12 protein-coding genes are annotated in these 16,053 nt (G+C 39.5%); 11 read left to right on the top strand and 1 reads right to left on the bottom strand.

Annotated features, from left to right (window positions below):
- Positions 1-2: 2 nt before the first annotated feature.
- The 8 genes from IGL42_RS06895 to IGL42_RS06860 all read left to right on the top strand — a co-directional run bounded on the left by IGL42_RS06895 (position 3) and on the right by IGL42_RS06860 (position 9,279).
- Entirely contained in the window at positions 3-1,082 is a 1,080-nt protein-coding gene (locus tag IGL42_RS06895; protein ID WP_002360175.1) for a carbamoyl phosphate synthase small subunit, read from the top strand.
- Positions 1,082-4,264: a carbamoyl-phosphate synthase large subunit gene (gene carB / locus IGL42_RS06890; protein ID WP_002379494.1), complete on the top strand. Its 3,183-nt coding sequence runs from the start codon at positions 1,082-1,084 to the stop codon at positions 4,262-4,264. The genes IGL42_RS06895 and carB overlap by 1 nt, the downstream gene beginning before the upstream one ends.
- A gap of 107 nt (positions 4,265-4,371) precedes the next feature.
- Positions 4,372-5,163 carry a dihydroorotate dehydrogenase electron transfer subunit gene (locus IGL42_RS06885; RefSeq protein ID WP_002380354.1) on the top strand — a complete coding sequence of 264 codons (792 nt, stop codon included), beginning with the start codon at positions 4,372-4,374 and terminating at the stop codon, positions 5,161-5,163.
- Positions 5,160-6,098, top strand: coding sequence for a dihydroorotate dehydrogenase (locus IGL42_RS06880; protein ID WP_010710300.1), 939 nt, complete (start codon positions 5,160-5,162; stop codon positions 6,096-6,098). Before IGL42_RS06885 ends, IGL42_RS06880 begins: the two co-directional genes overlap by 4 nt.
- A complete protein-coding gene (pyrF, locus tag IGL42_RS06875; RefSeq protein WP_002365730.1) occupies positions 6,088-6,801 on the top strand; it encodes an orotidine-5'-phosphate decarboxylase in 714 nt (237 codons plus the stop codon). The genes IGL42_RS06880 and pyrF overlap by 11 nt, the downstream gene beginning before the upstream one ends.
- Position 6,802: 1 nt before the next feature.
- The gene (pyrE, locus tag IGL42_RS06870) at positions 6,803-7,435 is read left to right on the top strand and encodes an orotate phosphoribosyltransferase (RefSeq protein WP_002357418.1); all 633 of its coding nucleotides are present in this window, start codon (positions 6,803-6,805) and stop codon (positions 7,433-7,435) included.
- A gap of 182 nt (positions 7,436-7,617) precedes the next feature.
- On the top strand, positions 7,618-8,331 hold the full coding sequence (locus IGL42_RS06865; protein WP_002382382.1) for a carbonic anhydrase: 714 nt from the start codon (positions 7,618-7,620) through the stop codon (positions 8,329-8,331).
- A gap of 18 nt (positions 8,332-8,349) precedes the next feature.
- Complete coding sequence (locus IGL42_RS06860; protein WP_002361904.1) at positions 8,350-9,279, top strand: LysR family transcriptional regulator; 930 nt, start codon at positions 8,350-8,352, stop codon at positions 9,277-9,279.
- Positions 9,280-9,467: 188 nt separating this feature from the next.
- Here the strand turns inward: IGL42_RS06860 and IGL42_RS06855 are convergent, their stop codons facing one another.
- On the bottom strand, positions 9,468-10,514 hold the full coding sequence (locus tag IGL42_RS06855) for a GntR family transcriptional regulator (protein ID WP_002360181.1): 1,047 nt from the start codon (positions 10,512-10,514) through the stop codon (positions 9,468-9,470).
- Positions 10,515-10,670: 156 nt separating this feature from the next.
- On the opposite strand from IGL42_RS06855, the gene IGL42_RS06850 reads away from it, so the two are divergent.
- The 3 genes from IGL42_RS06850 to IGL42_RS06840 all read left to right on the top strand — a co-directional run bounded on the left by IGL42_RS06850 (position 10,671) and on the right by IGL42_RS06840 (position 16,002).
- Positions 10,671-11,960, top strand: coding sequence for a glycoside hydrolase family 125 protein (locus tag IGL42_RS06850; RefSeq protein ID WP_002357422.1), 1,290 nt, complete (start codon positions 10,671-10,673; stop codon positions 11,958-11,960).
- 11 nt (positions 11,961-11,971) lie between these two features.
- Positions 11,972-14,662, top strand: coding sequence for an alpha-mannosidase (locus tag IGL42_RS06845; protein ID WP_010710301.1), 2,691 nt, complete (start codon positions 11,972-11,974; stop codon positions 14,660-14,662).
- Positions 14,663-14,823: 161 nt separating this feature from the next.
- Positions 14,824-16,002 (top strand): pyridoxal phosphate-dependent aminotransferase, encoded by a 1,179-nt coding sequence (locus tag IGL42_RS06840; protein ID WP_010710302.1) that lies wholly within the window; start codon positions 14,824-14,826, stop codon positions 16,000-16,002.
- Positions 16,003-16,053 lie beyond the last annotated feature (51 nt).

Genomic DNA, 16,053 nt, shown 5'->3' with positions numbered 1-16,053 from the left:
GTTTGAAAAGGTTATTGATTTTAGAAGACGGAACAGTATTTGAAGGAAAAGCGTTTGGTGCAGAAGGCAATGTAGTAGGAGAAGTTGTTTTTACTACTGGCATGACAGGTTACCAAGAAGCAATTACTGACCAAAGTTTTAATGGACAAATGATTACTTTTACGTATCCATTAGTTGGAAATTACGGGGTCAACCGAGATGATTATGAATCCATTGCACCAACCTGTAAAGGTGTCATTGTTAAAGAGCATGCGCGGGTTGCTTCAAATTGGCGTCAACAAATGACCTTGGATGAATTTTTAAAGCGCAAAGGGATTCCGGGAATTTCAGGAATTGATACGCGTGCGCTGACTCGTAAGTTACGATCAGCTGGAACAATGAAGGGGAGCATCATTGATGCCGTGGATGATTTGCCGCATGCGTTTGATCAATTAAAAGCGACAGTCATGCCGAAAAATCAAGTGGCACAAGTCTCCACCACTAAGCCTTATCCGAGTCCAGGTATTGGGCGTAATGTGGTCGTCGTTGATTTTGGGTTGAAACATAGTATTTTGCGAGAATTATCAAAACGGCAATGCAACTTAACCGTGTTGCCTTATAATACAACGGCCGAAGAGATTTTAGAATTAAGTCCCGATGGTGTCATGTTGACAAATGGGCCTGGAGATCCCAAAGATGTGCCTGAAGCTATTGAAATGATTCAAGCAATCCAAGGAAAAGTTCCAATTTTCGGCATTTGCTTAGGTCATCAGTTATTTTCATTAGCGAATGGTGCGGATACGTATAAGATGAAGTTTGGACATCGCGGTTTGAATCATCCTGTACGAGAAATTGCAACAGGACGCATTGATTTCACTTCACAAAATCACGGATATGCCGTGGATGAAGCAACAATTGATCCAGAAAAATTACTTGTGACCCACGTGGAAGTCAATGATGGAACGGTTGAAGGCGTGCGTCATCGAGATTATCCTGCTTTTACTGTGCAATATCACCCAGATGCGGCTCCAGGACCGCACGATGGTCTTCATTTATTTGACGAATTTATGGAATTAATGGATGCATGGAAGGAGCAAAACTAATGCCAAAACGAACGGACATCAAGAAAATCATGGTGATTGGTTCAGGACCAATCATTATTGGACAAGCAGCAGAATTTGACTATGCAGGCACACAAGCCTGTTTAGCGCTAAAAGAAGAAGGGTATGAAGTTGTCTTAGTAAACTCAAATCCAGCGACTATCATGACCGATAAGGAAATCGCGGATCATGTTTATATCGAACCGATTACTTTAGAATTTGTTTCAAGAATTTTGCGAAAAGAACGTCCTGATGCTCTTCTACCAACATTAGGTGGTCAAACTGGATTAAATATGGCGATGGAATTATCGGAATCAGGAATTTTAGATGAGCTAAATGTAGAATTGCTAGGAACAAAGCTCAGTGCGATTGACCAAGCGGAAGACCGTGATTTATTTAAACAATTGATGGAAGAATTAGAACAACCGATTCCAGAAAGTGAAATTGTCAATACGGTGGAACAAGCCGTGGCTTTTGCCAAACGAATTGGCTATCCAATTATCGTTCGTCCCGCATTTACTTTAGGTGGAACAGGCGGCGGCATGTGTGATACAGAAGAAGAACTCCGCCAAATTGCTGAAAACGGTCTGAAATTATCACCAGTTACACAATGTTTAATTGAAAAAAGTATTGCTGGTTTTAAAGAAATTGAATATGAAGTGATGCGTGATTCGGCTGATAATGCGATTGTGGTTTGTAACATGGAAAACTTTGATCCTGTCGGCATTCACACTGGGGATTCGATTGTTTTTGCTCCGAGTCAAACCTTATCAGATTATGAATACCAAATGTTGCGAGATGCGTCTTTGAAAATTATTCGTGCATTAAAAATTGAAGGTGGCTGTAATGTTCAATTAGCTTTGGACCCGCATAGCTTTAATTATTATGTGATTGAAGTGAATCCTCGTGTTTCTCGCTCATCTGCACTTGCTAGTAAAGCCACAGGGTATCCCATTGCGAAGTTAGCCGCAAAAATTGCTGTTGGTTTAACATTAGATGAAATGAAAAATCCAGTTACTGGAACCACTTATGCCGAATTTGAACCGGCTTTGGACTATGTTGTTTCCAAAATTCCTCGTTGGCCTTTTGACAAATTTGAAAAAGGTGCTCGAGAACTAGGAACGCAAATGAAAGCAACCGGGGAAGTCATGGCAATTGGCCGCAATATTGAAGAATCCTTATTAAAAGCAGTTCGTTCTTTAGAAATTGGTGCTTATCACAACGAGTTAGAAGAACTAAGTCATGTCAGTGATTTAGAATTAACGAAGAAAATGGTCCATGCGCAAGATGATCGATTGTTCTACTTATCAGAAGCCATTCGCAGAGGATATAGCATCGAAGAATTACAAAGTTTAACGAAAATTGATTTATTCTTCTTGGATAAACTTTTACACATTATCGAAATTGAAACAGCCCTTGAAAGTCACGTGGACAACGTAGCTGTTTTGAAAGAAGCCAAACAAAATGGTTTTTCTGATCGGAAAATCGCAGCACTTTGGGGACAAACAGAACAAGCCATCGCTGACTTCCGCAGAGCCAATCAAATTGTGCCCGTCTATAAAATGGTGGATACGTGTGCTGCAGAGTTTGAATCACACACGCCTTATTTTTATAGCACGTATGAAGTGGAAAACGAAAGCAATGTTTCGAAAAAGCCTTCTGTACTAGTATTAGGTTCTGGTCCCATTCGCATTGGTCAAGGGGTCGAGTTTGATTATGCAACGGTTCATTCTGTCAAAGCAATCCAAGCGGCTGGTTATGAAGCAATTATTATGAATAGTAATCCTGAAACAGTTTCAACAGATTTCTCTGTTTCTGATAAATTATACTTTGAGCCATTAACTTTAGAAGACGTCATGAATGTGATTGATTTAGAAAATCCGATTGGCGTGATCGTCCAATTTGGTGGACAAACAGCGATTAATTTAGCTGAGCCGCTCACAAAACAAGGCGTTAAAATTCTTGGAACAACGATTGAAGATTTAGATCGTGCGGAAAATCGTGATTTATTTGAACAAGCTTTGCAAGAGTTAGCGATTCCTCAACCACCAGGAGATACGGCCACAAGTGCAGAAGAAGCAGTCGTGATTGCTGATCGTATCGGCTATCCCGTTTTAGTGCGTCCAAGTTATGTTTTAGGTGGTCGTGCAATGGAAATTGTCGAAAATCAAAAGGATTTGGAAGATTATATGCGACATGCAGTCAAAGCTTCTCCAGAACATCCTGTCTTAGTTGATAGCTATTTATTGGGACAAGAATGTGAAGTTGATGCCATTTGTGATGGTGAAACAGTACTAATTCCAGGGATTATGGAACATATTGAACGAGCTGGCGTTCATTCTGGTGATTCAATGGCGGTTTATCCACCGCAGTATCTTTCTCAAGAAATTCAAGCAACGATTGCCGATTATACAAAAAAACTGGCACTTGGTTTAAACTGTGTAGGCATGATGAATATTCAATTTGTTATTCATGAAAATCGTGTTTATGTGATTGAAGTGAATCCTCGTGCGAGTCGAACAGTTCCTTTCTTAAGTAAAATCACAGGGATTCCGATGGCCCAAGTTGCTACAAAAGCGATTCTTGGTGAGAAACTGACTGACCTAGGATATCAAGATGGATTATATCCTGAAAGTAAACAAGTTCATGTGAAAGCCCCTGTATTCTCCTTTACGAAACTACAAAAAGTAGATACGTACTTAGGGCCTGAAATGAAATCAACTGGGGAAGTTATGGGTAGTGATTATTATTTAGAAAAAGCCTTGTATAAAGCCTTTGAAGCATCTGGCTTGCATTTGCCAAGTTATGGGGCTGTACTTTTCACCATTGCTGATGAAACAAAAGAAGAGGCGTTAGAAATTGCTAAGCGTTTTTCAGCAATTGGCTATAGTTTAGTCGCAACGGAAGGAACCGCTGACTTTTTAGCGAAGCATCAGTTGCCTGTTAAGAAAGTGACGAAAATTTCTAATCCTGAAGGGGAAACCGTGCTGGATGTCATTCGCAACGGGAATGCACAAGTGGTAATCAATACCATGGATAAAAATCGTTCCAGTGCCAACCAAGATGGGTTTTCAATCCGTCGGGAAGCAGTCGAACATGGGATTCCGTTGTTTACCTCACTTGACACAGCAAATGCGATTTTAAAAGTTTTAGAATCAAGAGCCTTTACGACAGAAGCCATTTAAGCAAAAATCTGGAACAATCGTCTGAGGAGGACTGTTCCAGATTCTTTTACGAAGAAATAGAAAATCATTTATAGGGGAATCAGAGAATAAAGGAGTGAAGGATACTGATGCAGAGAAAGCAAGAAATGATGACCATTGTAGCTCAAAAACAGTTAGCGCCACGCATCTATCAGTTAGACTTACAAGGCGAGTTAGTGAAAGACATGACACGACCAGGACAGTTTGTGCATATCAAGGTTCCGCGTGCAGATTTACTTTTGCGGCGACCGATTAGTATCAACCAAATTGATCATTCGAACGAAACCTGTCGTTTGATTTATCGAGTCGAAGGCGCTGGAACGGAAGTGTTTGCCACCATGAAGGCTGGTGAACAATTAGATATTTTAGGTCCTTTAGGAAACGGCTTTGATATAACTACCGTAGCAGCTGGTCAAACTGCTTTTATCGTTGGCGGAGGAATCGGGATTCCCCCATTGTATGAATTATCAAAACAACTCAATGAAAAAGGCGTGAAAGTGATTCATTTTCTTGGTTATGCATCAAAAGAGGTTGCTTATTACCAACAAGAATTTATGGCATTAGGAGAAACACATTTTGCCACAGATGACGGCTCGTTTGGCGCTCATGGCAACGTGGGCCGTTTATTGTCAGAAGCGTTAGCAAAAGGACGGATCCCTGATGCAGTGTATGCTTGTGGTGCGAATGGTATGTTAAAAGCAATTGATTCTTTATTTCCAACACATCCACACGTTTACCTTTCTTTAGAAGAACGGATGGCCTGTGGAATTGGGGCTTGCTATGCCTGCGTTTGCCATAAAAAAGGAGACACTACTGGAGCAAAAAGTGTCAAGGTCTGTGATGAAGGTCCGATTTTTAAAGCAAGTGAGGTTATCTTATGATGAAAAATCCTTTAGCCGTTTCAATTCCAGGTTTAACATTAAAAAATCCAATTATTCCCGCCAGTGGTTGCTTTGGGTTCGGGGAAGAATATGCTAACTATTATGACCTTGATCAATTAGGTTCAATTATGATTAAGGCAACAACGCCCCAAGCACGATATGGAAATCCCACACCACGTGTAGCTGAAACACCTAGTGGTATGCTAAATGCCATTGGATTGCAGAATCCAGGCTTAGACGTGGTTATGCAAGAAAAATTACCAAAATTAGAAAAATACCCTAACTTACCGATTATCGCAAATGTTGCAGGTGCTTGCGAAGAGGACTATGTGGCTGTTTGCGCAAAAATTGGGCAAGCGCCTAATATCAAAGCAATTGAACTGAATATTTCCTGTCCCAATGTGAAACATGGCGGCATAGCTTTTGGTACAGATCCAGAAGTTGCTTTTCAATTAACACAAGCAGTCAAAAAAGTCGCCTCTGTTCCGATTTATGTTAAACTATCACCAAACGTAACGGACATTGTGCCGATCGCCCAAGCAATTGAAGCAGGGGGCGCAGACGGCTTTTCTATGATTAATACATTGCTCGGGATGCGCATTGACTTAAAAACGAGAAAACCTATTTTAGCCAATCAAACTGGTGGACTATCTGGCCCAGCCATTAAACCTGTTGCCATTCGCTTAATCCGACAAGTCGCCAGTGTTTCTCAGTTGCCAATTATTGGAATGGGCGGTGTTCAAACAGTGGATGATGTCTTGGAAATGTTCATGGCAGGTGCTAGCGCTGTCGGTGTTGGTACGGCCAACTTTACAGATCCATATATTTGTCCGAAGTTGATTGACGGATTACCTAAGCGAATGGAAGAGTTAGGCATTGAATCGTTGGAACAATTAATTAAAGAAGTGAGAGAGGGGCAGCAAAATGCACGATAGACCAATTATTGCGTTAGATTTTCCCACGCAAAAAGAAGTGGCTGTTTTTTTAGAAAAATTTCCTAAGGAAGAAGCCTTGTTTGTTAAAGTGGGGATGGAACTTTTTTACGCAGAAGGACCAGCGATTGTTCGCTGGCTTAAAGAACAAGGACATGATGTTTTCTTGGATTTAAAATTACATGATATTCCGAATACTGTGGAAAAAGCGATGACAAATTTAGCAAAATTAGGCGTTGCCATTACCAATGTCCATGCAGCAGGGGGCGTTCGAATGATGCAAGCAGCTAAGGAAGGTCTAATCAAAGGGACTCAGCCAGGCGCTAAGGTTCCTGAGTTAATTGCTGTAACCCAGTTGACTTCTACTAGTGAAGAAGAGATGCACCATGATCAATTAATCAACGTTTCTTTAGAGACAAGTGTCATTCATTATGCTAAATGTGCGGAAAAAGCGGGTCTGGATGGCGTGGTTTGTTCAGCATTAGAAGCACGTGGTATTCAAGAAGCAACCAAGCAGACGTTTATTTGCTTAACACCTGGTATTCGTCCAGCAGGAAGTGCAGTAGGTGACCAACAACGGGTCGTAACGCCGCAACATGCTCGCGAAATCGGGTCCACATATATCGTTGTTGGCCGACCTATTACCCAAGCAGAAAATCCTTATGAAGCCTATCAAGAAATCAAAAAAGACTGGAGCGGAAAGTAACATGACAAAAGTAGCAAAAAAGATTGCCAAAGATTTATTAGATATTGAAGCGGTATTTTTAAACCCTAATGAGCCGTTTACCTGGGCTAGTGGCATAAAAAGCCCGATTTATTGTGATAACCGTATCACGATGAGTTATCCTGCTGTGCGTAAAGAAATTGCAGAAGGCTTAGCGGCAAAAATTAAAGAGACTTTCCCAGAAGTCGAAGTGATTGCTGGGACAGCTACCGCAGGGATTCCACATGCGGCATGGGTAGCCGATATTTTAGGATTACCAATGGTTTATATCCGCAGTAAAGCCAAAGACCACGGCAAAGGGAATCAAATTGAAGGCCGAATTTCTGAAGGACAAAAAATGGTAGTTATCGAGGATTTAATTTCAACCGGCGGTAGCGTGTTAGAAGCGGCAGAAGCGGCGGAACGTGAAGGAGCAACGGTTTTAGGCGTTGCGGCAATCTTCACTTATGAGTTACCCAAAGGAACGGCAAATTTTGCAGATAAACAGATGACGTTACTAACGTTAACCAATTACTCAACTTTAATTGATGCTGCATTAGAAGCAAACTATATCGAAGAAAAAGATGTTACCTTATTACAAGAATGGAAAAAAGATCCTGAAAACTGGGGCAAATAACCGTTGAACTAAAGATGGTTCTTGTCGTCTGATTTTTAGTGTCATTTTCAGTAACCAGATTTAACGGTAGGAGAACTTAGGTCATTTGCCGAGGAGCGTAATGATCTAAGTTCTTTTGTTTGACGTAGAAAAGATGTTAGGATAGAGTTTTAACATGAGTTTTACCTGATTACTATGTGGAAATGAAGGAAGAGTGTATGAAAAAAATAAAAAATATGGACGTTGAATGGAGCTATACAGGCAACGATGGACCGGAACATTGGCATACGCTATGTGACTGGTTTGCAGAAGGTGCTAAGTTTGCTTATCAATCGCCAATTGCTTTAGAAAAAGAAAGTGCTGAGACAGTAAATTCTCAGATTACGTTTCATTATAAAAAAGAAGAATTCACTGAAAAAGAATTCAAAAATACGTTTCATTTTGTACCACCAAATACGGAAAGTTACGTAATGTTTGAAAATGTTGCGTATCATTTAACCGATATCCATTTTCATATGCCTAGCGAACATTTGCTGTCGGGAAAGCAGTATCCGCTAGAATTCCATTTGGTTCATATGAACGATGCTGGCGAAAATTTAGTTGTCGGTTGCCTGTTTACCATCACTGAGGAAGAAAATCGTTTTTCAGAAGCGAATCATCCGATGGACTGGGAAAACGGCACGCACCAACAATGGTTTAATCCGTCAATCTTTTTACCAGAGGAGCGTCTACACTACCATTATGTAGGCTCGTTAACAACACCGCCAACTAAGGGTCCAGTGAAATGGTTTGTATTTGATACCATTCAAAAAATGGATCAAGCCTTTTTAAATAAGATCAAGGAAGGTATGTTGGCCTTTAACAATCGGCCCCTTCAGCCGTTGAATGGGCGTAAGATTTATTTTTCAAATGATTAGTGTGTGGAGGAAAAAGTGTTGAATATTCAACAAATGAAGTATGTTGCTGCCATAGCTAACAATGGGAGTTTTCGGGAAGCAGCCAAAAAACTATTTATTACACAACCTAGCTTGTCAAATAGTATTCGAGAATTAGAAGAAGAACTAGGTATTTCCCTCTTTTTACGTACCAATAAGGGCGCTTTTTTAACAGAAGAAGGAATGGTTTTTTTAGAACAAGCAGAGAAAGTCTTAGTTCAAATGGAGTTATTGGAAAATCGCTATCGCGAGACAGTGACCAGCGAACGATTCTCCATCTCTTCGCAACATTACGATTTTTTAGGTGAGGTAATTGCCAAAGTTCTTAAAAAGTATGGGGATCAATATAAAGATTTTCGTGTCTTTGAAACCACAACCTTAAAAGTAATTGAAGACGTCAAAGGATTTCACAGTGAGTTGGGGATTATTTATTTAAATGAACAAAATAGTGTCAGTATTGAACGGTATTTAGAACAAGCTAATCTAGCCTACGAGGTAATTAGTACCTTTAATACACACATTTTTTTAGGTAATCATCATCCTTTAGCCAAGCAAAAAGAAATTCATTTAGAGGAATTAGTTCCCTATCCACAAGTTCGCTTTAATCAAGAAGGAAGCAATTTTTCCTATTTTTCTGAAGATTTAGTTGAAATTCCTGAACAGGAATCGGTCATTCATACTACGGATCGTGGAACCTTGATGAATTTGTTGGTAGAAACCAATGCTTATGCTTCTGGTTCAGGTGTCGTAACGGGTTTTACGAAGAAAGAAATTCGGTTAGTGCCATTGGCGCCAGCCTTGGAAAATCGTATTTGTTTACTCTTTCCCAAAAATCGGGAAATCAGTCCGATTGGTCGCTACTTTATCAAAGAACTAAAAGCGTTGTTTAAAAAAGAGGTAGATACCAAAACGTTTAGCACTAAGGAATAAAAAGAAGAGGTCGGGACAGAAGTGTTTAACTCCGAGAAATAAGAAGGAATTTCCGAAAATTGTTCTTTAATTTTTGGAGAATTTCGGCTTATTTCCGAAGGAGTTGCTTCTGTTCCCGTCGTTTATTAGTTTTTGAGCGTGGAGCAAAAATCCAAAGTGATTTTTGTCCCACGCTCTTCTTTTTTGGCTCATTTTGAAACAGTAGAAATGGTTTCTCTTTCAATTAATGTGACAGGTACTTGAATGTCTTCTATGATTTGAATGTCTTGTTGCATCGTTTGTAATAACACTTCACCAGCTAGTTTTCCCATTTCTTTAAAGTCTTGCGCCATGGTTGTTAATGGCGGTTCGACAAATGCTGCTGCTTGAATATCGTCAAAACCAATAATCGATAATTCTTCAGGCACATGAATACCTAGGTTTTTACAGTTTCGTAAACAATGTAATGCGCTGAAGTCATTATCGCAGACCACGGCTGTGAGTTGGTGCGCCTCAAAATACTGTTTAAAGTTGTGTTCATCTAAGAGATTGGTTTCCGTGATTGCTGTATGGAACGCCAGATTGGCTTCTTTTAAAGCTTGGAGATAACCTAAATAACGTTGCCGAACGGATTGTAGGGCCGGACTTCCTGAAAGGATATATCCAATTTTCGTATGTCCTAAGCCAATTAAGCGTTCGGTTGCTGTTTTACCACCAGCAAAGTTGTCTGATTGAATGGTTGCAAAAGGTAAATCATGGATCTTTTTATCCAAGACAACGACTGGAAAATTCATCAAAGCCAACTCGAACAGTAAGTCGAGGTAGTCATTACTAGTAGCAGCATAATAGACAAGCCCGGCAAACTCATTCACAATGTCCGCAGCATTTTTCTCTCTCAAAAAATTAGGCGAGGTCATAAAGACTTCTAAACCAGCTGCTTGAATAGTAGGGGCCAAACCGCTATAGAAATTTCCTACTGATAAATCGTCTGCAAAAGGCAATAAAAAAAGAACTTTATTTAAAGAGGTATGAAGAGGATGCTTTGGTGCTTGAACAAAACTTCCTTTTCCTTGGTGACGTTGGATTACGCCTTGCGTTTCCAACTCAGTTAGCGCTCGTTTGGACGTAATTCTACTGACGTTAAACTGAGCCGATAATTCTTTTTCGGTAGGCACTTGCGCTCCAACAGGCAATCGCCCAGAATCAATTTCATTTTGTAAATAATCAATAATTTGTTGATATAATGGTTGCTTCATTCATTTCACCTCACAATAAGATATATCTTATTTATAGTTTACCATAAATTAATTGGTTTTAAAATGAAAAAAATGATCGAAATCACTAGACAAAGTGAAATGTAAACGCTATAATTCAATTGTAAAATGATATATCAAATTTAAGAGGTGACGAGAATGGTTTATACAGAAGTTCCAAAATCCGTAGCAACATTTATGGAGACAATTACAGAAAAATGCGGTGAAGCACATCAAGATTGGGCAAAAAACTTTCAGGCGGCCTTTGCCAATACTTTACTAACAACAGTGAAACGTCAAGAAGATGGTACTACCTTTTTATTAACAGGCGATATTCCAGCAATGTGGTTGAGAGACTCAACAGCACAAGTTCGTCCCTATTTAGTGATTGCGAAAGAAGACGAAGACCTTGCTCAAATGATTGCTGGGTTGGTTAAGCGCCAGTTTCGTTATATTTGCATTGATCCTTATGCCAATGCGTTTAATGAAACAGATAATCATGCAGGCCATCAAACTGATAAGACCGAAATGAATGGCTGGATTTGGGAACGGAAATATGAAATTGATTCATTATGTTACCCGGTCCAATTAGCCTATTTACTTTATAAAAATACTGGGATGACCGAACAATTTAATTCAGATTTTGTGGAAGGCGTCAAAAAAATTCTCAACGTTTTCACAACAGAACAAGATCACGCACAGTCACCTTATTTATTTGAACGAGATACGTGGCGTCAAGAAGATACGTTGGTTGAAGCAGGGAAAGGAACACCAGTTGGCAAAACAGGGATGACATGGTCAGGCTTCCGTCCTAGTGATGATGCCTGCCAATATGGTTACTTAGTTCCTTCTAACATGTTTGCAGTCGTAATTTTAGGCTATATTCAAGAAATTTTCTCTGATGTTTTAGAAGATGCTACGATTGTGGCGATTGCTAAAAAATTACAAGAAGAGATTGAAGAAGGCATCCAAACATTTGGACGAACAAAAAATCAAAATAACGAAACGATTTATGCGTATGAAGTGGATGGCTTAGGCAATGCAAGCGTGATGGATGACAGTAATGTTCCCAATTTAGTAGCAGCCCCTTATCTGGGTTATTGTTCAACAGAGGATGAACAATATTTAACAACGCGTCAAACCTTATTAAGTAAAGAAAATCCTTACTTCTATGAAGGCAAATACGCGAAAGGGATTGGTAGCTCGCATACACCAGAAAATTACGTGTGGCCGATTGCTTTAGCAATGGAAGGAATGACAACCAAAGATAAAGCTGAAAAAGAACGGATTTTAGATTTATTAGTTGCCACAGATGCGGGGACTCATTTGATGCATGAAGGTTTTGACGTAGATAATCCTGAAAATTATACAAGAGAATGGTTTTCATGGGCTAATATGATGTTTTGTGAATTAGTTATGGATTATTTTGACATCCGAGTGGAAAAATAGGAGGAAAAGTGATGACAAAGAAAAAAGTCTATATTGTTTCCCATAGTCATTGGGATCGTGAATGGTATCTTCCTTATGAAGAACATCATATGCGCTTAATTGAATTAGTGGATAATGTATTAGATTTAATTGAAAATGATCCAGAGTTTAACAGTTTCCATTTAGATGGACAAACGATTATCTTAGACGACTATTTACAAGTTCGCCCAGAGAAAAAAGAAGCTGTAAAAAAAGCTGTCCAAGCAGGCAAACTAAAAATCGGACCATTTTATATTTTACAAGATGACTTTTTAATTAGCTCTGAATCCAATGTTCGAAACATGCTGATTGGGCATTTAGAAAGTCAAAAATGGGGAGCACCAGTTCAATTAGGTTACTTCCCGGATACATTTGGTAACATGGGTCAAACGCCTCAAATGATGCAATTAGCAAATCTGCCTGCGGCTGCCTTTGGACGTGGGGTGAAACCGATTGGCTTTGATAATCAAGTCTTAGAAAGCGACTATAGCTCACAATATTCTGAAATGTGGTGGGAAGGTCCGGACCAAACCAAAATTTTCGGCTTGCTTTTTGCGAACTGGTATAGTAACGGGAACGAAATTCCTTCAGAAAAAGAAGCGGCAATCGCTTTTTGGAAACAAAAATTGGCTGATGTGGAACGTTACGCTTCCACAAACCATTTATTGATGATGAATGGGGTCGACCACCAACCGGTACAAAGAGATATTACTAAGGCCATCGCTTTAGCCAATGAACTATTCCCAGAATATGAATTTATTCATTCCAATTTCGATGACTATTTGAAAGCTGTTCAAGAGGAGTTACCAGAAGATTTAGGAACAGTAACAGGTGAATTAACGAGTCAAGAAACGGATGGCTGGTACACATTAGCCAATACTTCTTCTGCTCGCGTCTATTTAAAACAGTGGAACACAAAAGTCCAACGCCAATTAGAAAATATCGCAGAACCTTTAGCAGCGATGGCTTACGAAGTAACTGGCGACTACCCACATGACCAATTTGATTATGCTTGGAAAACATTGCTTCAAAACCATCCGCACGATAGTATTTGTGGCTGTTCTGTCGACGAGGTTCACCGAGGCATGATGACTCGCTTTGAAAATGCCAATGATGTCGGGCATTTCTTAGCAGATGAAGCAACACGACAATTAACAGAAGCAATTGATACAAGTGTTTTCCCAGAAAAAGCGCACCCGTTTGTTTTATTTAATACTAGTGGCTATCAGAAAACGGAGGTTGTCACTGTGGAAGTGGAGATTGAACGATTGCCATTTTATACAGGAAAACCTGAAGATCTTTATCATGAATTAAAACAAAAAGCCACCCCAGATTATCAAGTGATTGATCCAACTGGAAAAGCCGTTGCAAGCCGTATTGTCAAAGAAGATGTTCGTTTTGGTTACGATTTACCTAAAGATGCTTTCCGTCAACCGTACATGGCCAAATACTTAACGGTCGAATTATCTGTCAAAGAAATGGCGCCATTCTCTTGGGATAGCTTTGCATTGATTCAAGGAGAAACGAAAGCTTTTGAAGGAAGTCTTTTGGCTCAACCAGCAACAAATGAAATGGAAAACGAATTTATTCAAGTGAAAATTGAAAACAATGGTAGCTTAACCATTGCTGACAAAAAAACAGGAGAAACATTTTCAAAATTGTTAACATTTGAAGATACTGGCGACATTGGGAATGAATATATCTTTTTCAAACCGACCGAAGACCAAGGAATTACAACCGAAAATGTAACGGCTGAAATTACGAATAAAGAAAATTCCCCTGTAAAAGCAAGTTATCAAATTAAACAAACCGTCATGTTACCAGTTTCAGCAGATGAACGATTAGAAGAAGAACAAAAGGCTGTTCGTGAGTTTAGAGAACGCCAAGCACAACGTTCAACGACGCTTCGCCCGTTCGAAATAACGACAGTGGTTACAATGATCAAAGAAAGTAACCAATTATTCTTTGAAACAACCATTAATAATCAAATCAAAGATCATCGTTTACGCGTGCTTTTCCCAACTGGCATGGTCACAGAAACACATGAAGCGGATAGTATTTATGAAGTCGTGACACGACCAAATCAAGTAAGCGACACATGGGAAAATCCAACAAACCCGCAGCACCAACAAGCGTTTGTGAATGTTCATGACCAAAACAAAGGCGTGACTATCTTCAATGAAGGCTTAAATGAGTATGAAGTCTTAGCAGATGGAACCATTGCTGTCACATTAATTCGTTGTGTTGGCGAACTAGGTGATTGGGGCTATTTTGCGACACCAGAAGCACAATGCCAAGGAGAATATACCTTTAAATATGGTTTGTCATTGCATGGAAAACCAGAAGAACGCTTTGCTACGTATCAACAAGCCTATAGTGCACAAATTCCTTTTACTGCAGCTACTACTACGCGTCATGAAGGTAAACTAGCACCGAACCATGTCTATTTGACAACGGCAGAAGGACCAATTGGTTGGACAGCCGTTAAACGTCAAGAGCAAACAAATCATTTAGTCGTTCGTGGCTTTAATCTAACAGCGCAAAATATTCCTTGTGAACTTCACAAAGAGACACAACCAGCGACTTGTTTAACAAATGTATTAGAAGAACCGTTGACACCAGCGATAGAAGTTGATGCACCATTACGTCCGTTTGAAATTCGGACATGGCGTTTCGAAAAATAAATAAATAGGAGAACTTTGTTGAAAAGGACAAAGTTCTCCTATTTTCTTCTCTGCCGTTTTTTTGAGATATTTATAATAAAAATCTAGCGAAACAATGAGAAAATCATTCATTTTACGGTCAATTTGTGCTACTATAACGTCAACTGAAGGAGTGAAGCTAAATGGATTTAACCAATCGTTTTAATCGTCAAGTAAATAAAATTGCTGTTTCTTTAATTCGTCAATTTGACGAACAAGTCTCAGGAATTGAAGGTATTTTAAAATTAACGCTAGGAGAGCCGGATTTTAACACACCTGAGCATGTCAAAAAAGCAGCCAAAGAAGCAATTGATGCGAATTTTTCTCATTATACAGGGATGTCTGGTTTATTAGATGTCCGTGAAGCAGCCGCTTATTTTATGAAAGAAAAGTACCATTTGACTTACCAGCCTGGGACAGAAATTTTAGTAACAGTTGGAGCAACAGAAGCGATTTCAGCTTCGTTATTAGCAATTTTAGAACAAGGTGACAAAGTGCTATTGCCAGCACCTATTTACCCAGGGTATGAACCAATTATTACATTGGCGGGGGCGGAACCGGTATATTTGGATACACGAGACAACGATTTTGTCTTGACCCCTGAAATGATTGAAGCGGCAATGGCCGAGCATGGGGAACAAGTCAAAGCAATTATTTTAAATTATCCTAGCAACCCAACTGGTGTCACATATAACCGCCAAGAGTTGCAAGCAATTGCTGATGTTCTAAAAAAATACGACATTTTTGTGATTAGTGATGAAATTTATAGTGAGTTAACTTATGATGAGAGTCATGTTTCGATTGCTGAAATGTTACGTGACCAAACGATTTTAATTAACGGTTTGTCGAAATCACATGCCATGACAGGCTGGCGGATTGGCTTTATTTTTGCACCAGCGATTTTAACAGCGGAGATCATTAAAGTTCATCAGTATTTAGTTACTGCGGCTGCAACAGTGTCTCAAAAAGCGGCTGTTCGTGCCCTAATCGAAGGAATGCATGATGCTGAAATTATGAAAGAAGAGTATCGGAAACGGCGCGATTTTGTTTATGAACAGATGACTCAATTGGGGTTTGAGGTTGCGCGTCCAAATGGGGCCTTTTATATTTTTGCTAAGATTCCTACTGGTTATGAACAAGATTCTATGAAATTTTGTATTGATTTAGCGCAAAAAGAAGCAGTAGCGTTGATTCCAGGTATTTCTTTTGGTCCAGAAGCAGAAGGATACGTCCGAATTAGTTATGCGTCCGATATGGATAAATTAACAACGGCCATGGAACGAATTGCACATTACATGGCGACACAACGCATAACACACTAACCTTTATAGATTCTTTACACACCTTTACCTTTTATTTACATTTAATTGAAA

This window comes from Enterococcus sp. DIV0712 (assembly GCF_050554855.1).
Taxonomy (GTDB): Bacteria; Bacillota; Bacilli; order Lactobacillales; family Enterococcaceae; genus Enterococcus; species Enterococcus faecalis.
Note: the sequence above shows the minus strand (reverse complement) of the source record. Positions and strands in the feature narration are given on the sequence as shown.